The following is a 20,952-nucleotide window of genomic DNA, read 5'->3' on the forward strand; positions in this document are numbered from 1 at the left end:
CGCAAAACCACTTCTTGCTTTTACAAGCATAAATGCCTTCGTCGTCCTTATAAGGGCGGCAAGCGTTTAAGCGAGAAATATAAGACATAAAGTATAAGTACAATACTTATACTTTCTTATATTTAAATAAAAGCAGAAAGCTGACTTTGCGGCGCTCGTCTGCCACTGGTCTGTTATTTTATACTCAAGTATTCCTTAATCCCACTCACTATTGAAGTAGCAACTTTATTTTGCAACGCATCTGTAAAGAGCAATGCCTCATCTTTTTTGTTGCTAAGGTACCCTACTTCAAGTAATACTGCAGGCATTTTCGTTTCACGGATAACATGGAAATTCCCGTATCGTACACCGCGATCGCTAAGTCCTGTAGCCTTAACAAGATATTTATGCATCACATTCGCCAATGCCTTACTGGCTTCCCGCTGATAATACGTTTCTGTTCCACTAGAAGCAGAGGATGATGAGCTATTGGCGTGTACAGATATGAATATATCCGCTTTTAAATTATTAGCCATAGCCGCTCTTTCCTTAAGCTCTAAGAAAGTATCATTACTGCGTGTCAGCACAACGTCAATATTACTTTCTTGTTTCAGCAATTCTGCTGTCTTAAGTACGATAGCTAAATTAAAATTCTTCTCGTATTTACCAGTAACACCCACTGCACCGGAATCCTTAGCTCCATGCCCTGCATCTAATACTACAAGCTTTCTACCATTGTTACCTGGTTGTGTTGTAGTATCTTCAGTACTTTCCGCATTTAGATCGATAACAACTAGCTTAGATTCGTCTCCTGTTACGCTAACGTTATAATTCTTAGCATGATTCAAATCGATTACAAATCGTACTGTATAAGGGTTTGTGCTATAAAGGGAGTATCGTACTCCTGATACATCCGGATAATCTTTCACTTCCAGGCTACCGTTAAGGTCAGGATCAAGGATTTGTCCTGTGCCAAACAGGTCTGAGAAGGTGGCATTAGGTAAATCAACAACTAACCGATCCGGCCCAGTCATCGCCGTCACTTTCGGTTCAGAATTACCCTCCATTGCAATGATCAAACGATTTTCACTGAAGCTCACACCATTTACCATCGTTAAATTCTTAGAAGGATCTACTGGCGGGACAACAACTTCAGATCCACCATTTTCAGTATCTCCACCAGAACTACCGTTATCATTTGAGGATCCTGGGGTAATAAGATATACACTCTTTTTCACGTTGTCCCACGAGACATTTAGACCAAACTGTTCACTTATGAACCGGATCGGGACAAGTGTCGTATTACTACGAAGGATTGGAGCCGTGGTAAGCGTTACTGTCTTGTCATCAACTGAGGCTGTCTTTTGATTTACAACCAGTTTGATGACCTTTCCTTCCTGTTCAATCGTTACCGTCTTGCTCATCTGATCCCAACCCACATTATATCCAAGGCTTTCGGAGATCAATCTTAACGGCACCATGATTGTGTCATTCACATTCTCAACCGGGACATTTTGCCCTGCGGTCAGCTCTTTGCCGTCCAGATAAATCTTGCTATTCCCGGCAGCAGCATGTCCGTTCTCAGGAAAAACCAATACTAAGAGCAACAAAAACAACATCAAACTGAATTTCTTCATTCTTCACCTCTAAATCTAGTATTCGCCTGTGAATGGCGATCGTGATGGCCTGTCTACGTCAACCTTAGACCTCTATTAGACGCTATTAATCTATAAAGGTTGCGAATATATTCCATAAAAATTGAGAAATCTCACCAACATCAAACATTAAAGTCCTAGGTATTCCTTAATACCAGCTACAATTTCCCTCGCTAATTTGTCTTGAAGCTGCTCACTATACATACCCGATTCATTTCCTGTATTTGTAAGATACCCCACTTCCAGAAGTACTGCCGGCATACTGGTCTCTCGTGTAACATGCAGACTTTTCGTTCTTATTCCGTTGTCTTTGAATCCAGTCCCTGCTACCAGATGTTTGTGCATAATCTGAGCAAGTGGCAGACTATCGCTCCGCGAATAGTAGGTTTCACTGCCATTTATTTTCTCTCTATTAGGATAACCCAGCTCCAGCGAATTCCCATGTACTGAAATAAATAGATTAGCCTTTGCCACTTCTGCGATATTCACTCGATCCTGAAGGCCCAGAGTTATATCTTCAGTTCTAGTAAATACAACGTCAACCAATGCCTCCTGCATAAGCAGCGTTTGTACTTTGCGGATAACAGCCAGATTGAAGTCCTTTTCCAGCTTGCCCGTTAGGCTGACTGCTCCTGATTGTGTCCCTCCATGACCCGCGTCCAGAACCACAATTGGCTTACCAGTTATTCCACTACCACCTGTGGTGTTCCCTTCACTACTTGTAACATTCAAATCAAGCGTGACCAGTCCGGTGCTTTCATCAGTATTTAGTTGATACGGCTGGCTTCCGACCGTTTGAATCACGAACCTAACGGTGGAAGGGCTTACACTGAACAATGCATAGCGGATCTCAGAAACTAGAGGGTAACCAGTAACATCCAACTTGCCTTGCGGACTGCCGTTTGTAGTAATACTAGATAGGCCTCCAACGAAATTAGGAGCAAACGCTGTACCGGGAAAATCTACGACGATTCGATCCGGATTGCTCATTTTTGTGATGCTTGGTTTAGTAGCCCCAGAAACAGCGATGATTAATCGATTCTCGGTGAAGGCTGCCCCGTTTATTAGAGGTCCTGCTGCATTCACGCCTGAACCTCCTGGTACTGCGGATGTTTGTGGTGTAGGTGTTGGATTAGGTGAAGGTATAACACTTCCAGCGGTTGTGCCGTTATCCATTCCGGGTGTACTAATCTGAGTTGGAGAAGGTGTATTCGTTACTGTTGAACCAGTAGCGCTTCCCTCAGGTGTAGCCACCGAAGCTTGTCCACCCGTCAAATAGACCGTTTTATCGCTATTATCCCAGCCAACCTTTAGACCGAACTGCTCACTTACGAAGCGAATCGGAACGAGAACTGTACCACCACTTTGCTTGGGTGCTGCATTTAAATCAAACGTTACCCCATCAGCATCAGCCGTTTTCCGTCCTACAGCCAGCTCAATGCTTTTACCATCTTGGTGAACAGTTACTTTTCGGGCCTGCTGCTCCCATAACACCTCAAATCCAAGATTCTCCACTACTACTCTGACGGGAATCATAACGCTACCATTGACGTTCTCAAGTTTAATTCCTTTTGGTAAAGCAAGCTCTTGATTGTCCATAATAATTCTGCCTGAGCTACTACCAGCTGCGGCAGCTTCACGTCCAGTGAATGATAGTAATAATAATGGCATTAATAATAGCAGCAACGTCCGATACCCAGCTCTTCTCATTTTTCCGCTCCTTCTGCAAGTAATAGATTCTAGATAAGTACTTAGACGACAGAAATCACCAAATGTTTCCTTTATCACCAATGAATATTTCGATTATAGCAAAAAAACTTCTATTTCCGACACTCGGAAATAGAAGTTTTGCGTAATTTTTGTAAAGTTTAAGAATGAGACCAGTTATATCCTATTATTAAGAGAATAACTTGGCCGCATGACGCTCTTCATAAGCAGCAATTTCATCCGCATGCTGAAGGGTTAATCCGATATCATCCAGACCTTGCAGCAAAAACTGACGGCGGTGCTCATCTAAATCAAAGCTGATGCTCAGTCCAAATTCATCATGGAGTGTATTGCTCTCAAGATCCACTGTCAACTGGTAACCATCATGCTCGGCTGTCCGATTAAACAGCTCATCCACTTGTTCTTCCGAAAGCTTGATCGGCAGAATGCCGTTCTTAAAGCAGTTGTTGTAGAAGATATCCGCATAAGAAGGTGCAATGACAACTCTGAACCCATAATCCATAATCGCCCAAGGTGCATGCTCCCGTGAGGAACCACAGCCAAAGTTAGCACGTGAGATCAAGACAGAAGCACCTTTATAGCGTGGTTTATTCATTTCAAAGGCAGCGTTATCGTTACCAGCTTCATCAAAACGCCATTCGTAGAACAAAAATTGTCCAAACCCTGTCCGTTCAATCCGTTTCAAAAACTGCTTTGGGATAATCGCATCCGTATCTACATTCACCCGGTCTACTGGTGCAACAATTCCTGTAAATTTTTTAAAAGCATCCATAGTTTTATCCTCCCGTGTTCTCTCTAGTTCTATGAGCTGACGGCTTCCGTCTTATAGTTCCAATCACGTACATCAGTGAAACGACCCTTTATCGCAGCTGCAGCAGCCATAGCTGGGGATACCAGATGCGTGCGTCCACCGCGACCTTGACGTCCTTCAAAGTTACGGTTCGAGGTAGATGCGCAGCGTTGTCCAGGTTGCAGAACATCCGGGTTCATCGCAAGGCACATGCTGCATCCCGCTTCACGCCATTCAAAACCCGCGTCAGTGAAGACTTTATCAAGTCCTTCCTTCTCAGCTTGCATTTTGACACGACCAGAGCCAGGAACAACAATTGCGGTAACCTTATCAGAGACCTTATGGCCTTTTGCTACCACTGCTGCCGCTCTCAGATCTTCGATCCGTCCGTTCGTGCAAGAACCGATAAATACATAGTCAATTGGAATTTCAGAAATTGGCGTACCAGGAATCAAATCCATATATTCAAGCGCTTTTTCAGCAGCTTTACGTTCATTTTCTGTGGTAAAATCAGCCGGGTTCGGTACACTAGAGTTGATGTCAGTTCCCATACCGGGGCTAGTTCCCCAGGTTACTTGAGGAATCAAAGTTTCCACATCGAAGTCAACAACCGTATCATACTGAGCTCCCTCGTCGCTTACAAGACCCTTCCATGTTTCAACAGCAGCGTCATAAGCTTCGCCTTGCGGTACGTACTGACGTTCACGCAGATAGTTAAAAGTAGTTTCATCAGGAGCAATCAAGCCAGCTCTCGCTCCGCCTTCGATCGACATGTTGCAGACCGTCATGCGTTCTTCCATCGACAGCTCACGAATGGCCTCGCCTGTATACTCAATAACATAACCTGTTGCAAAATCAGTACCGTACTTAGCAATAACACCAAGGATCATATCCTTTGCTGTTACACCAGGATTGCGTTTACCTGTGAAACGAACTTCCATAGTCTTAGCTTTGGATTGCTGCAAACATTGGGTAGCCATTACATGTTCAACTTCGCTAGTTCCGATACCAAAGGCCAGGGCGCCGAATGCTCCATGTGTGGAGGTATGGCTGTCTCCGCAAACAATAGTTTTGCCAGGGTGCGTCAAGCCGATTTCAGGTCCCATTACGTGTACAACGCCTTGATCAATATCATTCAAGTCGAACAATCTCACACCAAAATCAGCACAGTTCTTAGAAAGTGTATCAATTTGTTGCTTGGAAATTGGATCCTTAATATTAAACCGATCCTTAGTAGGAACGTTGTGGTCCATCGTAGCGAACGTTAGTTCAGGACGGCGAACTTTGCGGTTACTAAGGCGAAGTCCTTCGAAAGCTTGTGGAGAAGTTACTTCATGAACCAAATGCAGATCGATATAAATAATGCTAGGCTTACCTTCCTCTTGATGAATAACATGATTATCCCAAATCTTCTCAAACATTGTCTTGTTGCTCATAATTTCACCTCATTAATAGAATCGTTCATTGGAAGAGAGCGTGGAGTCTCTCTTGAATGATCTAAATATAACATCACCGTCTTTATAATTCCAAGATATGATATCTATAGAAGTGATAGGTTGATCCTATAAGTGAGAATAAGATATGTTCAACTATATCAAAGATGACCTCTCTGTGGCCCGGGGGACACACAGTCAGAATCATAGCACTTTCGTTAAAGGTTCTTCGCAAGTAACACTATAATTAAGAGCGCCGACGGAAGCGATGTGTAGGAGCATTTAATTGCACTTTGTACAGCTATAATCCTTCAAGTAGCTCAACAATGGATATAAGTGTATTTCGTACACCTATTTTCTTGATTTATTCCCGTTGAGGTGATTTCCCTAGTTTTTAGTTGTATAGAATACATTTAAAACCAGACAGAACCCTTTTGCATACGAAATAGATGTATAGAATGCATTTATCTCGATGATTGATTCCGGTTCCAGAAGCTAGGGTCATTTTTGTGAGAGATGCCATCTCCTTATCAGCTTTGACAATCTTACGAATTGAAGCATAAATAGCCACTTATAACAATTGTACCTATACAAAACTACAATCTTATAGGTTATACTTATAAGTAAATCAATCTCCTAAGGAGTTCATACATGGAACTGAGACAACTGCAATATGTGCTGCAAATCGCGGCTGAAAAAAACTTCTCTCGTGCAGCGGACAAGCTGCACATTGCCCAGCCATCACTCAGCCAGCAGCTTTCCAAACTGGAAAAAGAGCTCGGTGTAATGCTGTTTCAGCGTAATACCAGCTCCGTTGAGCTGACTTATGCCGGATCAAAATTCGTGGAGCAAGCCCAAATCATTATTGATGGCGTAGAACTATTGCGGCAAGAAATGTCTGACATTTCTGAACTGCGTACCGGGCGTGTCGTTGTAGGCAGTATGCCGATCACAGGTGCACATCTACTACCGCATGTGCTTCCGGTTTTTAAACAGAACTATCCTGAAGTAGAAATCACACTGCTCGAAGATTCCTCCATGAACCTGGAGAAGCTCACTGCGAGCGGACAGACCGATTTAAGCCTACTCTCATTACCACTCGAGATTCCGGCTCTAGCTTATGAAGAGCTTGGCGAGGAAAGGATTGATCTTGCAGTCCCTCCTGAACATCCGCTCGCTAAACGAAGCTTAGATGGAACAAGAACCTCTTTGGAAGAACTAAAGAACGAGCCATTTATCGTACTTAAGGAAGGTCAAGGCTTCCGTAAAATGACTGTTGAATTGTGCAGGGAAGCTGGATTTGAGCCACAAATCGTCTTTGAGAGCAATAACATGGAGACGGTCCAGTCACTGGTGGCCACTGGCATGGGGGTAACTCTTGTGCCTCATTTCATTGCTCGGGCACCGCGGAGTGAATTCGTCCCAGTCTACTTACCGCTCGCTGACCCTGCTCCTAGCCGAACACTAGTCGTAGCTTATCGACGTGGACGTTATTTATCCAAGGCCGCAAAGGCTTTTGTAGAAACATTCAAATCAACGGTAGCTGAATTAACCGAAGAATAGACACTTAGATTCTCCTAACCTTGACCCACAACAAATAAAGCGCCCCAGTAACCATCCTCATGGCTATCGGGGCACTTTTTTTTGCAAAAATGCCTTTTAACATCCCTAACTTATTTACGCATATTACGCTTTGTAATCAGGCGGTTCTGATCATCTGACACTCGAGCTGTACTTTCATTAACCGGCCCATTATCGATGGGTGTCCCAGTGTGATCTTCCACAAATTCACGAGTCACACTATTCTGAAACTCTGCCATTTCGTTCGGATCTGGGTTCTGTACCTGCTCGACATTGTTGTCTTTAGTCAATTTAATCCACCTCCTGGTAACAGATTATAAGTATTTAGCCCCTTCGCTTAGAGGTTAAACATAATAATCAAAGCTTTCTGATTCGAAAAATTTATCCTTCGTTTTCCCTTTGCAATGCAACCAGCTCCATGGTATCCTATTGAAAATAAGTGAAACGTGCAGACGGGACCAGTAAGAATGAGTCTAACCGCGCCTAGAGAGTAAATTCCGACAGGCTGAAAGAATTTACCGCGGTTTTCGTTCCGAATCCTACCCCCGAGCGGCCTGTGATAAACAGGACGGATCCTCCCGTTATGAGAATGAAGTCGGATGATCCCTCATCAATGAAGGTGGTACCGCGGAAGTTTACAAGCTTTCGTCCTTTGCTAAGTCTAAGGATGGGGGCTTTTTGTCGTTTTCAGGATCTATTAAATAAAGAGGAAGTGAACAGAAATGACGACTCGAATCGTAGTCAAAATAGGCAGCAGCTCGCTGACCGGACCTGAGGGCGGATTGAATCGCGAAGCCGTCTCCTTCTTTGCTTCAGAGATCGCCGAATTGAAGAAAAACGGCTGCGAGGTGTTATTGGTAACCTCCGGTGCTGTAGCCGCAGGCTTTCGCAGTATCGGTTATCCAGCGCGTCCGAAGCTGCTGCATGAGAAGCAGGCCGCCGCAGCTGTTGGTCAGGTACTCCTCATGCAGGCCTATCAGGAAGCTTTTGCCTTGCATGGAATTACAACTGCCCAAATATTACTGACCCGTACGGATTTCTGCAGTCGAAGAGCAATGAATAACGCGATGATGACTGTAGAAGAGCTGCTTCGCCAAGGAGCCGTGCCAGTATTTAACGAGAATGACACCGTCTCCGTAGATGAGTTAAAATTCGGCGATAATGATACTCTATCCGCGCTCGTAGCCAACCTGCTGAAAGCTTCTAGACTACTGGTCTTAACCGACATGGATGGCTTATACAGTGGAGATCCTCGGAAACAACCGGATGCTGTTCGCTATCAGTTCGTTGATAATATTACGCCGGAGATTTATGCCATTGCCGGAGGGGCTGGCTCTGGTGTGGGAACGGGCGGTATGCGTTCAAAAATCGATGCTGCCAAGATCGCTACGCGTGGTGGTGTGCCTGTCTTTGTTGGTAGAGCTACCGAACCGGGAGATTTACAGCTCGCGGCCGCAGGGACTGGTAGAGGTACCTATTTCGCAACCAAGTTATCGTCTCTCCCAGTCAAAAAGCAATGGCTAGGCTTTATGTCTACCCCACTTGGCTCCCTATACGTAGACGAAGGGGCTGTAGAAGCTCTGCTCCATGGCGGTCACAGTCTGTTACCTGTCGGGGTCAAACAGATAGAAGGCAACTTTCACGCAGGTGATGTTGTAGAGGTCCTTGGCCCCGACTCCAAATTGCTGGGACGTGGGATTGTGAATTACGATGACACCCAGCTGCGCAGCATTCAAGGCCTACCAAGCCGTCAGATTGTACCGAAGCTGGGAGAAGTACACCGGCTGGAGGTCATTCACCGTGACGAATGGATTACACTAAGGTAAGAGATCTTTTCCATACAAATTTAGGGAGGAATCGTCATGAGTGAAGTTGTCAATAAAGCAAAATTAGCCAAGGAGACCACAGGAGTATTAGCTAGTCTAACAACTGGCCAAAAAAATGAAGCACTCCTAGTTATGGCCGATGCGCTTCGTCGCGAAGCCCCAGCGATTATCGCTGCCAACGGGGAAGATCTGGAACGCGGACGCCTAAGTGGCACTCCTGAGTCCATGCTCGATCGACTAGCGTTAGATGTAAACCGAATCAACAGTATCGCTGAAGGGCTTCAACAAATTGCTGTATTACCTGATCCGATTGGTGACACGCTAGAAACCATTGAACGTCCAAATGGTCTCAACATCCAGAAACTCCGTGTTCCACTCGGGGTCATCGGTATCATCTACGAAGCACGTCCAAACGTAACTGTAGATGCCGCTGGCCTGTGTCTTAAAACTGGCAACGCTGTTGTACTGCGCGGTGGCTCCTCCGCTCTGTCCTCCAACCGTAAAATTGTCGAAGTTCTGCACAAGGCTCTAGCAGAGACTTCAATGCCGAAAAATGCGCTACAGCTGATCGAAGATCCCAATCGTTCATCTGTTGATGAAATGCTTAAGCTCAACGGACTACTTGATGTAATTATCCCTCGCGGAGGTAGTTCTCTTATTCAAAATGTTGTGCTTAACGCAACCGTGCCCGTAATTGAAACGGGTGCAGGCATCTGCCATACTTATCTCGACGCAAGCGCCTTGCCAGAAATGGCTCTGAACATTAGCTTGAATGCCAAAGCACAGCGACCTTCGGTCTGCAATGCCATGGAGACGCTACTCGTTCATCGGGATTACGCAAACGAGTATCTGCTATCTTTAGCCGAAGCTTTCCGTGATGTTCATGTAGAATTACGTGGCTGCCAAGAAACAAAATCTCTTGTCCCATGGGCATTGCCAGCAACCTTGGAGGACTATGCTACAGAATATAACGATTATATCTTGAATATCAAAATCGTCAGCGATTTAGAAGAAGCTATGCAGCATATCGCCCAGTATAGTACGAAGCATTCGGAATGTATCGTAACAGAAAATCTGGATAACGCCACACGCTTTTTACAGGAAGTTGATGCTGCAGCTGTTTACCACAATGCCTCAACCCGCTTCACAGATGGCTTTGAATTTGGATTCGGTGCAGAGATCGGCATTAGTACACAGAAACTCCATGCTCGTGGACCGATGGGTCTGCCTGCTCTTACTTCAACCAAGTATAAGATTTACGGAACGGGTCAAATTCGGGGTTAGTGTCCACGCATCTGTTTTCAATTACACAACTTTTTAGGAGGATTTTAGCCATGTGTCAGCAACCTTCCATTCCACTTATGAATCATAATATTGTTTTTTATGGCGCAGGCTCCATGGCAGAAGCCATCGTTCGCGGGATGATTAGCCGCAGTATCGTGAAATCGGATAATGTTATTATGCTTAATCGTAGCAGTAATGAACGTCTGGCAGAACTAAGAAGTCGATACGGCGTAATTGGCACAAATGATCCTGAGCAAAAAACAGATTACCTACGTACCTCACCAGTAATCGTGTTAGCTATGAAACCAAAAGACGCTGCAGAAGCGTTACGAGGACTTGGCCCACTTCTTTCTCCAGATCAGATCATAGTTTCTGTAATCGCTGGGCTGTCTATTCGAACGATGCAAGGTCTGCTTGGCAAAGAGCAACCCATCGTACGTACAATGCCGAATACTTCTAGTTCCATTGGTCTTGGTGCCACCGGCATAGCCTTCTCCAAAGAAGTCGATGAGAAAGGCCGACGCCTTACACTTAACATCTTTGAAGCTGTCGGACTTACAACAGTCATTAATGAAGAACGAATGGAAACCTTGACGGGTATTTCCGGCAGTGGGCCTGCCTACATTTATTACATGATGGAAGCGATGATCGCCGCAGGTATCCGGGGTGGACTTCCGCTTGATCAAAGCACACAGCTTACCGTTCAAACGGTTCTAGGCGCGGCCCGAATGGTACAACAGACGGGTGAGGATCCAGCTGCACTTCGCAAGAAGGTCACTTCCCCAAATGGCTCTACACAAGCTGCTATAGAAGTCCTTGAGCAAGGAGAATTCTTTGAAACTGTGATTGCGGCAGTCAATCGATGTGCCGAGCGTTCCCGTGAAATGGGTTCTGCTCTTGAGAAAGAGTTGAATTCATAACCAAAAAAGATCGCTTCCCATACCCTCATCGGTTAGGAAGCGATCTTTTTCATATTTTAAATGGTAAGACAGAGATTAGCTCTTCACAACATTCCCATACGTATCTCGAACGATCACTTTAACATTAGCCGGAGCCCCAACAGTCACGTCCAGCGTGTTCCTCGAGTTATCGAATAGTAGATCTCTAGGAGTTTCCCCTAAGATGATGTATAACTTGTTCCCAACATGCTTAGTTTGAAGCAGCTGTTGCTCTTGTTCTTCCTGCAGCTTTCCTTTACTTGAAGAATAACTTCCAAATACATTCAGCTCGTTTCCACCCGTTTGATCTACTTTAATCCCATAAGGCTCGGCAGCTTGGATAATAATGGTACTAACACCTTCTGGAACGGCCCCCTTCCAATCTGGCAATGCGTAATTTTCTTCCACAGCTGAGACGGTGCGGCGGAGTTCTTGTGTAAATCCTAAAGAGCTAAATCCCGCGAAAACCAGACAGCACACAGCTATAAATCCTACGAACAGAACGCTTAGCACGTCATAATACATTTTTCCTTTTCCACGAAACCATAAAGTGTATATCACAATTTCTAAACCTAATAATATAAAAATGATCGGCCACCAAGCAAGCGTCGTCTCAAACACTTCCGCGCCCCTCCACTGCGAGACCATAATTAGTGCTCCCAGAAATAAAAGACTTAGACCCATCGACAACGTTCCTACACGCCAGCGTCTTGACTTATCTTCAGTTACTGGGTGCTCACTTGGAACAATGACTCCCTGCTGTATTTCTGTCGGATTATTCAAGAGTGACCACCTGTCCCTTTTCTGCCTTTATTATTCTTATTTCCCGCCATCAACTTCACTCCACCGCCAATCAATAGCACTGATACGATAATGGTCTTGAAATATTCATTTACCCGATACTCCAAACGCAATTCAGGAAATCTGATATCCAGTGCGGGAACTGCGACATTAACTACAATGTAGTACAATCCTAGACACATCAGTGCAGCTCCGAGCCATCCCTGATGATTTAAGAATCCTTCGATGACAGGCTTATCCTGCAAGGGTTCACGTCCATATCGGCTGACAAGCTGTAAGCCATCGAATAAACTGTAAAACCAAATGACCGGGATTAGGAAGAAAAGCAATGTTAATCGCAACAAGTCCATGACATAAATACTCCCCAGGAATAATAGCATGAGCTGTAATCCTCTTTTTTGCAGCCCCAGATACATTTGTCCAGCACCTGGAAAAGCAGAAAGCAGTGTTGCCAATACTTTGCTACGGCGCCCCTCCTCACGACCAGCCTCCATCTCTTCGAATAATGTTCGGTCTACTAGCTCTTCTCCAGCTTGCTTGCGATGGATTAATTGAACCGCATCAAACATACAATATAACCAGATTACTGGTAATACGCCAAACAGGAGGAGGAAAGCGTCACTCGACGTGATCCCTGTCAGGAATAACATAACGGTCATGAAACCGAAAAATGAAATTAGGAAGGACAAACCACGCTGCATCAGCCCCATATGAAAATGGCCCAATCCAGGAATGAACGATAATAAGATTACATGTACACGCTCATTATCCTCCGTTTTAACGGGCATAGAAGAAAAATCAAACTTCGATCCATCCGGGGCAATTGCTGGAGCGAGCATCTGCAGCATTTTAACCACCAGATGCACCATCGAAATAATCCCTATGAGTAAAAACCCGGTAAAACCCGCTATTAGAATATCCTCAACTCCTTCAGCCACAGCTATTAAGAACGACATAAATAAGATGCCAAAACTTAACAGAAGATAAATAATTCCTTGTGGACGTCTTCCCATATAATAATGACCTGCTCCAGGAATTAAATTAATAAAAAAAGCCTTTAATTTACTACGCTGCTGTTGCATGTTTCATTTCTCCTCTCATTTCTGTCTGCCGTCCATTATCTGATCCAACCATCCGCTGGTAGCCTGTATGATTTGCTCGCTAAATGATGGGGAATTATCTTTTTTAGGGACAATAAGCTCCATTTGTCCAGTGAGTAGCTTATCAAACATACCGGAAGACATAATCAACAGCGTAAGTGAAGCGGCAACGGCATAATGAAAGATTGTCTTTTCATACCATCGATATCGCCGTACCCCTTCTTCAACTGTCACTTGTTCCATTACTGCTGAAGATTCCGCCATTTTAGACCAATCTCCCATAACTCTCTCTGTAAAAGCAGACGAATTCTCCAATGAAGGCAGATCCTCTTGTAGCTCATCCAGCATTTCCATGTAAGAAGCAAACGTTTCTTCATCTTCCAGCAGCAACTGTTCCCAATCTTTTCTATTCGCCTCGTCCCCGTGACCTTCAAGATAAGCTTTTGCTTGTTCACGGTGGATTGGATCGTCTCCACTCTTCATCATAGCCATTCGTCCTCCTTCCAATGATTTCGAATCCATTGTCTCGCCCTATATAATCTGGACTCTACCGTCTTCAGGGAAATCCCCTGCTCTGCAGCAATCTGATTATATTTTTTATGTTCCAGATAATAAGCCACCATAATTTCACGATGTGTTTCAGGCAGGCTATTGATTTCACCGAGCAGCCGATCCATCCGATCACGGCGTACAACACCTGACAACACATCCTCCTCGTTGGAAGCGGTCTGGCTCAGTACAAGCTCATAGTCAACAGGTAGTTCCCTAAGTCGATCACGTTTACGTTTAGCATCAATTGCCTTATTTAAGGCAATCCGTGTAATCCATGACTTTAAGCCTTGATAACGGTAGTCAGGGAGAGATTTGTACATTTGTAAAAAAGCTTCCTGAGCAGCATCTTCAGCCATTTTGACATCGCGTAATACAGAATAAGTAATTTTGTAAATTTGCTGACTGTATGTATTTACAAATTGACGGAACGCATCTTCGTTACCTTGGCAAATCCGCTGGATTAATACCTCTTCTTCAATGACTCTCCCCTCCTTCCCACAGCAATAGACGTGCCCGATAACAACTACCCCTGCATTTTTTTATAAAAATATTAAAAAGAACCGCACTGACTTTAGCGATGGGCTAAAGCAATGCGGTTCTCTCCTGAACGATCTATCTTCCGCCATTGCGGAATTTTTGTGTATAGTTCTTAACATCCTGAGCGTTCTTGACCCGGTTGCGGGCCCATTCCAGCAATATTCGATCAATATAACGGAAATGAACCTTTCCTGCAAATACAGATTCCTTCAGTGCTAACAGAATCAGCTCTTCAGGGTACCGATCTTGATCCACCCAACTGGATATCGTCTCACACTCCATTGGAGATAGCGGACGCCCGAATTCCTTTTCGAAAATACTGAACAGATTTCGGCTTTCCTCTTCAACTCCAAGTTGAGAAGGAGATGAGGTGGGAGTTCCGAATCCCCCCCCTGATGCAGCCCGGGGAGCCGACGTTGCATAGCCCCTCAGGTGCTTATCTTGCTCATGTTCTTGCACAACTGTCGCTAGATAAGCACCTAGCTTTCCGTATAACCCTGAGAAGTTGTAGCGTTCATAATGAATATCTCTTAGTTCATCGTTGTCTCCATCGATGCTAATAAAACCTTCCTTCATGAGCTTCTGCAATTCTCCTGCTAGAACAGATATGCTACGGCCTGTTACGACCTGAAGCTCCTCAAGAGAAGGGAAGTCAATCCCTTCCACCTGCCTGAAAGAAAGCAGATGTATCAGCAGCATAGCTTCACTTCCGCTTAAATTCAGCTTCCGGTAATACTTCAGTAATGCGTAAGGTATGACGGCCATTCCGTTCTCCAGACCGAAGGAGACGCCTTCGCCCCAGGTACTCCATCCTTTGCCGTCCATGAACGCCCCCCTTTGTTCAAATATAAGAACTTATGGGTAAAGACGGTACAGTGTACGTGGGAACGCAATGGTCTCACGTACATGGTCAAGACCACAGATCCAAGCTACAGTACGCTCAAGCCCAAGTCCAAAACCAGAGTGAGGCACAGATCCGTAAGTACGCAGATCCATGTACCATTTGTAAGCGTCCATCGAAAGGTTGTGCTCTTTGAAACGCTCTTCAAGCAGCGCAGGATCGTCGATCCGCTGTGAACCACCAATAATCTCTCCGTATCCTTCTGGAGCGATCATATCCGCACACAGCACGACTTCCGGACGATCTGGGTGTGGCTTCATGTAGAACGCCTTAAATGAAGCTGGGTAATGAGTAATAAATACTGGTTTGTCGTATGCTTCAGCGATTGCTGTTTCATGAGGTGCACCGAAATCATCACCCCAAGCAATATCTTCAAAACCTTTATCGTTCAAGAACTTGATCGCATCGTCATAAGAAATACGTGGGAATGGTGCTTTGATATTCTCCAGTTTGGAAATATCGCGACCTACCGCTTCCAACTCAGCACGGCAATTCTTCAATACGGATTGCACTACGAAGCTAATAAACTCTTCCTGAACTTTCAAGCTTTCTTCGTGATCTGTAAAGGCCATTTCCGGCTCGATCATCCAGAACTCGATTAAGTGGCGACGAGTCTTAGATTTCTCCGCACGGAAGGTTGGTCCAAAGGAATATACACGGCCTAGTGCCATTGCCGCAGCTTCCATATATAACTGTCCGCTTTGTGTCAGATAGGCATCCTCATCGAAGTACTTCGTGTGGAACAAGTTAGTAGTTCCCTCTGCTGACGTTGGCGTCAGAATCGGAGGATCCACCTTTGTAAATCCACTCTCGTTGAAGAACTGTTGGATTGCACGAATAATCTCTGCACGAATTACCAGAACAGCCCGTTGCTTCGACGCACGCAGCCAGAGGTGACGGTGATCCATCAAGAAATCGACGCCATGCTCTTTCGGAGTAATTGGATAATTCTCTGTAAGATGCAGGACTTCAATTCCAGTTACAGTCATTTCAAAACCAGATTGACTGCGAGGTTCCTCGCGAATAATTCCGGTCACATACAAAGAACTCTCCTGTGTGAGGCTCTTAGCTGCATCCCATACCTCTTCAGGCACTTCTGATTTCACTACAACTCCCTGAATATAACCTGTACCATCGCGAAGCTGCAGGAACTGAATTTTACCACTGGAGCGCTTGTTGTTTACCCAACAACCGATAACAACACTCTCTCCAACATGTTCATTCACGTTCTTAATTACACTCTTGTTAGCCATGCCTTCAATCTCTCCTCTAATTTAGCCGTTAATTCCTTGCACAATACGGTGTGTATCACGTGCAATGACAAGTTCTTCGTTTGTCGGAACTACTAGCACTTGTATCTTGGAATCTACCGTAGAGATACGACGTGGATCGCCGGAACGAACTTTGTTAGCTTCAGCATCCAACTCAATACCCAGGAAAGTAAGGTTATTTAGCAGTTTCTCACGAAGCAATGAAGCATTTTCACCAACACCGGCAGTAAATACGATCGCATCTACACCGTTCATGGCAGCCACATATGAACCGATATACTTGCGCAAGCGGTACTCATACATTTCAAAAGCTAACGTGGAATTAGGCTCACCTTTTTCCATACCATCAATAATATCACGCATGTCACTGCTTACGCCCGAAATTGCTAAGAGACCACTATGTTTATTCAACATGGAGTTAACTTCGCCTACGGACAATTCTTCCTTGTTCATCACGTAAGGGACAATTGCTGGGTCAAGATCACCACTACGAGTACCCATCATCAAACCTTCCAGAGGTGTCATACCCATGGAAGTATCCACGGACACTCCACCTTGAACTGCAGTTACACTACCGCCGTTACCGATATGACAAGTAATGATCTTCAGATCTTCCAGCGGACGTTCCAAGTATTCCGCAGCAGCCTTGCTTACGAAGTCATGTGAGGTACCGTGTGCGCCATAACGACGAACTTTATATTTATTGTACAGCACTCTAGGAATAGCGTACATATAAGCTTTTTCAGGCATTGTTTGGTGGAATGCAGTATCGAATACAACAACCTGCGGTACACCCGGCATATTTACTTCAGAAGCCGTAATCCCCATCATTGCTGCTGGGTTATGCAGTGGTGCAAGGTCAAACAATTGACGAATTTTCGTTTTTGCGTCAGCATCCACAAGTGCGGAGGTTTTAAAGAACTCACCACCATGCACTACGCGGTGACCGACAGCATTGATTTCCTTAATGGATTCAATAACGCCATGCTCTTTGTCTGTAAGACAAGCAAGGACTTTACGAATCGCTGTATTATGTTCCAGAATTTCGCTTACTTCTGTCACTTCCGCTTTGCCAGTCGGTTTATGATTCAGAATGGAGGAATCCATTCCAATACGTTCAACCAAACCTTTAGCCAAAACCGACTCATCGGTCATGTTATACAGCTGATATTTCAAAGAAGAACTACCTGAGTTAATAACTAGAATATTCATACACGGTCACCATCCTTGTCGTACTTGAAGAAGCCTTCTCCTGATTTCATACCCAGTTGTCCTGCACGTACCATCTTCTTAAGGATTGTGGAAGGACGGTATTTCAGTTCTCCGTATTCACGGAACATATTTTCGAGTGCAGCAAGTACCGAATCCAGGCCAAATCTATCAGCCATTTCAAGCGGTCCATATTGGAATTGATAACCAATACGCATAGCATCGTCAATATCCTGTGCGGAGGCAACGCCCTCTTGCAGCAGATGCATAGCTTCATTGATAAACAAGCAAATGAGGCGTGATGTTACAAATCCTGGGGATTCATAAATCATTACACCTTTTTTCTCAACAATCTCATCAACAAAGGATTTTGTGTCTTCAAAAGTAGCATCTGAAGTTTTCAGACCACGTACAATTTCAACAAGATCTACTTTAGCTACAGGATATATGAAATGCATGCCGATAACGCGTTCCGGATACATTGTAGAACTTGCAAGCTCAGTCAAGCTGAGTGTTGACGTGTTGCTAGCAAGAATAATGTGATTTGGACATACTTGATCCAGCTGATTTAAAATCTTTTTCTTTTCTTCCAAATCCTCAACAATGGTTTCGATGACCATGTCACAAGAGCTGAGCTCCGCGAAATGTGTCACTTTTTGAATGCGGCTAAGAATCAGCTTCTTCTCTGCTTGAGTGATCGCCCATTTCTCCAGCTGCTTATCTAGACTTGTCTCGATCATTTCGTAAGAGTAGTCCAGTTTCTCTGCGGTTTTCTCCACCAGTAATACATCCAGGCCTTTGGCTGCTAACATTTCAGCAATACCTTGTCCCATTGTGCCACCGCCGATGACACCTATTTTTTTGAAATTCATAAAAAAGTCTCCATCCTTTCAGGTATCTATACTTTTGTATTGTACCTTGTCTGTCGCAAATATTTATAAAGCCCGACATATAATGATATCTTAGCATGCCTGAAAAGTAAAAAAAAATAACCAGCATAAATATTTATGCTGGTAAAAGGACGCTGTCACGAAATTGACATCGAAATTGCTCTCCAGAGAGTACTTCTTCCTTCATTAAAATGTCAAGAGAGTAATCAAATACATTTCGTTGCTTTTCAAGGTGCTCATGTGTGCGAGTCATCAACTCATCCAATATCTTACTATTTTCCTTCATAAGCTCTTCAGTGGTAACCATTTCCAGTTTGGCTATACCAAGTGAAGTTAGACCCGACTTCATCATCGTTTCCACAATATTCAGTGCCTGATCGAAGTCACCTCGCGAACCTGTGCTTCGTCCACCATAATACATTTCTTCAGCCGCCGCTCCACCGAGTGCGATCATAATCTGATCTTCCAAATAATCTTTGGTGTACAAATACTGCTCTTGCTGAGGATTATGTCGCACATATCCAAGTGCTTGCCCACGCGGGGTCAGCGTAACCTGACTGACGCTTCCGGGACGAAGGAGCTCTGCCATAATGGCGTGTCCTAATTCGTGAATTGCGACCCTCTTTTTCTCTTCATGATTTGTTTCTCTATCCGTTTTTTCACCCATCATTACCTTGTCAATCGCCATCGATAGATGCCGTTGCTCAACTTCCGTCAAGTCCTCACGCATCATATAAATCGCAGCCTCATTCATGACACTTTCAAGCTGAGCGCCGGAAAAGCCATAGGCTTCTTCAGCGATTTTGTCGAGGCTTACGTCTGCATGAAGAGGTTTATTCTTAGCATGCAATTCGAGAATCGATTTACGGCCTTTTTTATCAGGCATGTCCACTTGAATATGACGATCGAACCGTCCAGGACGTAGCAGCGCCGAATCGAGCATCTCTTTCCGGTTTGTTGCAGCTACTAGCAGAATACGTGGTGTTTCGTTATTATAAATGCCGTCCATCTCGGTCAACAGCTGATTCAAGGTCTGATCATATTCACGCTGCTGCCCACCTTCACGCTTACCGCCAATTACGTCAATTTCATCTATAAAAATAATAGCGCTTTGCTTGTTCTCCTTAACCGCACGGTTACGAGCATCCTTGAACAAATCGCGAATTCGGCCGGCCCCGACACCTACATACATTTCTACAAATTCACTACCTGATGCAGCCACGAATACGGAGTTTGTGTAATGAGCTGCAGCCCGTGCCATAAGTGTCTTACCTGTTCCTGGAGGACCCGTAAGCAGAATCCCCTTCAAAGGCCGAATCCCAAACTTACTAATCTCCTCATGCCGGATCAAAAAGTCGAGTGCTTCACGAAGCTCTTGCTTCGCATTGTCTTGTCCACCAATTTCTTCAAAAGTGAGCTTAGAAGGTCCTTCCTTCTTGCGTTTCTTCCCAGCACCAGCGTTTACCGTAAGTCCGCCTCGTAAATGAGCAATAATAAGTAGAGCAGTAAGCATTCCAGCTGCTATAACAATTGGGAATATATTAATCCCTAGAAAAGCCATGAAAATAAACAGTACAGGAATAAATCCGAGTAAAATTTCTTTAAGGTACTTAGGCATTATTCCATACCCCCAAGGTCGCAGGTTTTCGCGGCAAAATAATAAATTTACTTTCTTTCCCATTACTCAAGCTGACGTACACATTGTTGTCGTCGATTTCAGTAGATGCTATCACATCTTTATATTGCGAATATTTCTTTTTCAATCCATCAAGTTCAGTAGGTATTATTGTATATTTACGGCTCTCCATGGCTTCAGCTACAGAGAACATCGCTTTATCCCAGTATTCATCCAAAAGTTCACTGGAGTTTTGCTCCAAATCCAGTTTAAGTTTACGTCCATCAATCACTGATTTTCCTTCTTTGGATACGTATGAAACTAGATCACGTAAATTCGTTCCCGGCTGCAGATCAAGTTTCAATGTGACCTCATCGCGGTTAATACTAATATGTGAATCATTTACTCCTTCATATCCGGATACAATCTTTTGAAGTGGTTCCTGTAAAGCAAACTGACGATATAAAAAGAATCCTCCGAACAATAGAGTAGCCGACAGTAGAGACGTTATCAGTACAGGTACAAGACGTAGTTTCAAGAAACGTCCTCCTCTCAAAAATGACAAAATGTAAACAGAATGATCATAAATCATAGCTAGTTGAGAACTCATCAGAGCTTAACTTTCTCATAACACCGTTCTAATTACAAACAGTAGTATATCACAGGTGTATATACGAAATTGAAATAAAGTGTGAAGATATTTAAAATTTTATTTTTTAATTCCTTCCATTTCATTAAATATATTGATTTATTTCGACAAAAAAGGGCCGATATTCATAATAAATCAGGCCTAATTTTTCATGTATTTCTTGTTAAGAATATATTAAAATCACTCTTATAGTATATCGCATTTTATATACTA

Annotated in this window: 19 protein-coding genes; 4 read left to right on the top strand and 15 right to left on the bottom strand. The window is 44.1% G+C overall.

Features of this window, described 5'->3' with window-relative positions; translation table 11 throughout:
- Positions 1–173: 173 nt before the first annotated feature.
- The 4 genes from MHH52_RS19510 to leuC all read right to left on the bottom strand — a co-directional run bounded on the left by MHH52_RS19510 (position 174) and on the right by leuC (position 5,588).
- Positions 174–1,616, bottom strand: a complete 1,443-nt coding sequence (locus tag MHH52_RS19510; protein ID WP_340004111.1) for an N-acetylmuramoyl-L-alanine amidase family protein — start codon at positions 1,614–1,616, stop codon at positions 174–176.
- Positions 1,617–1,763: 147 nt separating this feature from the next.
- Positions 1,764–3,344, bottom strand: a complete 1,581-nt coding sequence (locus MHH52_RS19515) for an N-acetylmuramoyl-L-alanine amidase family protein (protein ID WP_340004112.1) — start codon at positions 3,342–3,344, stop codon at positions 1,764–1,766.
- Positions 3,345–3,531: 187 nt separating this feature from the next.
- Positions 3,532–4,134 (bottom strand): 3-isopropylmalate dehydratase small subunit, encoded by a 603-nt coding sequence (gene leuD, locus MHH52_RS19520; RefSeq protein WP_340004113.1) that lies wholly within the window; start codon positions 4,132–4,134, stop codon positions 3,532–3,534.
- 29 nt (positions 4,135–4,163) lie between these two features.
- Positions 4,164–5,588: a 3-isopropylmalate dehydratase large subunit gene (gene leuC / locus MHH52_RS19525; RefSeq protein WP_313640860.1), complete on the bottom strand. Its 1,425-nt coding sequence runs from the start codon at positions 5,586–5,588 to the stop codon at positions 4,164–4,166.
- Between the two features lie 648 nt (positions 5,589–6,236).
- Here leuC and MHH52_RS19530 point away from each other — a divergent pair.
- Positions 6,237–7,148 carry a LysR family transcriptional regulator gene (locus tag MHH52_RS19530; RefSeq protein WP_313640861.1) on the top strand — a complete coding sequence of 304 codons (912 nt, stop codon included), beginning with the start codon at positions 6,237–6,239 and terminating at the stop codon, positions 7,146–7,148.
- A 110-nt stretch (positions 7,149–7,258) separates the two neighbouring features.
- Here the strand turns inward: MHH52_RS19530 and MHH52_RS19535 are convergent, their stop codons facing one another.
- The gene (locus tag MHH52_RS19535; RefSeq protein WP_340004114.1) at positions 7,259–7,456 is read right to left on the bottom strand and encodes a hypothetical protein; all 198 of its coding nucleotides are present in this window, start codon (positions 7,454–7,456) and stop codon (positions 7,259–7,261) included.
- A 432-nt stretch (positions 7,457–7,888) separates the two neighbouring features.
- Here MHH52_RS19535 and proB point away from each other — a divergent pair, with 432 nt between their 5' ends.
- From proB to proC, 3 genes are read left to right on the top strand one after another with little or no spacing between them, the layout of a single operon-like run.
- Complete coding sequence (proB, locus tag MHH52_RS19540; RefSeq protein WP_340004115.1) at positions 7,889–8,992, top strand: glutamate 5-kinase; 1,104 nt, start codon at positions 7,889–7,891, stop codon at positions 8,990–8,992.
- A gap of 36 nt (positions 8,993–9,028) precedes the next feature.
- Positions 9,029–10,276, top strand: coding sequence for a glutamate-5-semialdehyde dehydrogenase (locus tag MHH52_RS19545; RefSeq protein ID WP_340004116.1), 1,248 nt, complete (start codon positions 9,029–9,031; stop codon positions 10,274–10,276).
- Between the two features lie 50 nt (positions 10,277–10,326).
- Positions 10,327–11,196 carry a pyrroline-5-carboxylate reductase gene (gene proC, locus MHH52_RS19550; protein WP_340004117.1) on the top strand — a complete coding sequence of 290 codons (870 nt, stop codon included), beginning with the start codon at positions 10,327–10,329 and terminating at the stop codon, positions 11,194–11,196.
- A gap of 75 nt (positions 11,197–11,271) precedes the next feature.
- On the opposite strand, the gene MHH52_RS19555 is transcribed toward proC, so the two are convergent.
- The 10 genes from MHH52_RS19555 to MHH52_RS19600 form a co-directional block, all read right to left on the bottom strand.
- Entirely contained in the window at positions 11,272–11,997 is a 726-nt protein-coding gene (locus MHH52_RS19555; protein ID WP_340004118.1) for a hypothetical protein, read from the bottom strand.
- The gene (locus MHH52_RS19560; protein WP_340004119.1) at positions 11,994–13,097 is read right to left on the bottom strand and encodes a hypothetical protein; all 1,104 of its coding nucleotides are present in this window, start codon (positions 13,095–13,097) and stop codon (positions 11,994–11,996) included. Before MHH52_RS19560 ends, MHH52_RS19555 begins: the two co-directional genes overlap by 4 nt.
- A gap of 15 nt (positions 13,098–13,112) precedes the next feature.
- Positions 13,113–13,607 carry a hypothetical protein gene (locus MHH52_RS19565; protein WP_340004120.1) on the bottom strand — a complete coding sequence of 165 codons (495 nt, stop codon included), beginning with the start codon at positions 13,605–13,607 and terminating at the stop codon, positions 13,113–13,115.
- Positions 13,598–14,185, bottom strand: coding sequence for an RNA polymerase sigma factor (locus MHH52_RS19570; protein ID WP_340009742.1), 588 nt, complete (start codon positions 14,183–14,185; stop codon positions 13,598–13,600). Before MHH52_RS19570 ends, MHH52_RS19565 begins: the two co-directional genes overlap by 10 nt.
- A gap of 94 nt (positions 14,186–14,279) precedes the next feature.
- Positions 14,280–15,029 (bottom strand): DnaD domain-containing protein, encoded by a 750-nt coding sequence (locus MHH52_RS19575; RefSeq protein ID WP_340004121.1) that lies wholly within the window; start codon positions 15,027–15,029, stop codon positions 14,280–14,282.
- 30 nt (positions 15,030–15,059) lie between these two features.
- Complete coding sequence (asnS, locus tag MHH52_RS19580; RefSeq protein WP_340004122.1) at positions 15,060–16,358, bottom strand: asparagine--tRNA ligase; 1,299 nt, start codon at positions 16,356–16,358, stop codon at positions 15,060–15,062.
- A 21-nt stretch (positions 16,359–16,379) separates the two neighbouring features.
- A complete protein-coding gene (locus tag MHH52_RS19585) occupies positions 16,380–17,588 on the bottom strand; it encodes an acetate kinase (protein ID WP_313640869.1) in 1,209 nt (402 codons plus the stop codon).
- Positions 17,585–18,457, bottom strand: a complete 873-nt coding sequence (locus MHH52_RS19590) for a 3-hydroxyacyl-CoA dehydrogenase NAD-binding domain-containing protein (RefSeq protein WP_313640870.1) — start codon at positions 18,455–18,457, stop codon at positions 17,585–17,587. Before MHH52_RS19590 ends, MHH52_RS19585 begins: the two co-directional genes overlap by 4 nt.
- A gap of 133 nt (positions 18,458–18,590) precedes the next feature.
- Positions 18,591–20,093 carry an AAA family ATPase gene (locus MHH52_RS19595; protein ID WP_340004123.1) on the bottom strand — a complete coding sequence of 501 codons (1,503 nt, stop codon included), beginning with the start codon at positions 20,091–20,093 and terminating at the stop codon, positions 18,591–18,593.
- Complete coding sequence (locus MHH52_RS19600; RefSeq protein ID WP_313640872.1) at positions 20,086–20,628, bottom strand: hypothetical protein; 543 nt, start codon at positions 20,626–20,628, stop codon at positions 20,086–20,088. The genes MHH52_RS19595 and MHH52_RS19600 overlap by 8 nt, the downstream gene beginning before the upstream one ends.
- Positions 20,629–20,952 lie beyond the last annotated feature (324 nt).

The organism is Paenibacillus sp. FSL K6-0276, from assembly GCF_037977235.1.
Taxonomy (GTDB): domain Bacteria; phylum Bacillota; class Bacilli; order Paenibacillales; family Paenibacillaceae; genus Paenibacillus_AQ.

Excerpts from the sequence above, each read along its gene's own strand:
- MHH52_RS19510 (WP_340004111.1), bottom strand. The coding sequence starts at position 1,616 with ATGAAGAAATTCAGTTTGATGTTGTTTTTGTTGCTCTTAGTATTGGTT.
- proC (WP_340004117.1), top strand. The coding sequence starts at position 10,327 with ATGTGTCAGCAACCTTCCATTCCACTTATGAATCATAATATTGTTTTT.
- MHH52_RS19590 (WP_313640870.1), bottom strand. The coding sequence starts at position 18,457 with ATGAATTTCAAAAAAATAGGTGTCATCGGCGGTGGCACAATGGGACAA.
- MHH52_RS19515 (WP_340004112.1), bottom strand. The coding sequence starts at position 3,344 with ATGAGAAGAGCTGGGTATCGGACGTTGCTGCTATTATTAATGCCATTA.
- leuD (WP_340004113.1), bottom strand. The coding sequence starts at position 4,134 with ATGGATGCTTTTAAAAAATTTACAGGAATTGTTGCACCAGTAGACCGG.
- MHH52_RS19595 (WP_340004123.1), bottom strand. The coding sequence starts at position 20,093 with ATGCCTAAGTACCTTAAAGAAATTTTACTCGGATTTATTCCTGTACTG.
- leuC (WP_313640860.1), bottom strand. The coding sequence starts at position 5,588 with ATGAGCAACAAGACAATGTTTGAGAAGATTTGGGATAATCATGTTATT.
- MHH52_RS19560 (WP_340004119.1), bottom strand. The coding sequence starts at position 13,097 with ATGCAACAGCAGCGTAGTAAATTAAAGGCTTTTTTTATTAATTTAATT.
- MHH52_RS19585 (WP_313640869.1), bottom strand. The coding sequence starts at position 17,588 with ATGAATATTCTAGTTATTAACTCAGGTAGTTCTTCTTTGAAATATCAG.
- MHH52_RS19545 (WP_340004116.1), top strand. The coding sequence starts at position 9,029 with ATGAGTGAAGTTGTCAATAAAGCAAAATTAGCCAAGGAGACCACAGGA.
- MHH52_RS19575 (WP_340004121.1), bottom strand. The coding sequence starts at position 15,029 with ATGGACGGCAAAGGATGGAGTACCTGGGGCGAAGGCGTCTCCTTCGGT.
- proB (WP_340004115.1), top strand. The coding sequence starts at position 7,889 with ATGACGACTCGAATCGTAGTCAAAATAGGCAGCAGCTCGCTGACCGGA.
- asnS (WP_340004122.1), bottom strand. The coding sequence starts at position 16,358 with ATGGCTAACAAGAGTGTAATTAAGAACGTGAATGAACATGTTGGAGAG.
- MHH52_RS19565 (WP_340004120.1), bottom strand. The coding sequence starts at position 13,607 with ATGGCTATGATGAAGAGTGGAGACGATCCAATCCACCGTGAACAAGCA.
- MHH52_RS19530 (WP_313640861.1), top strand. The coding sequence starts at position 6,237 with ATGGAACTGAGACAACTGCAATATGTGCTGCAAATCGCGGCTGAAAAA.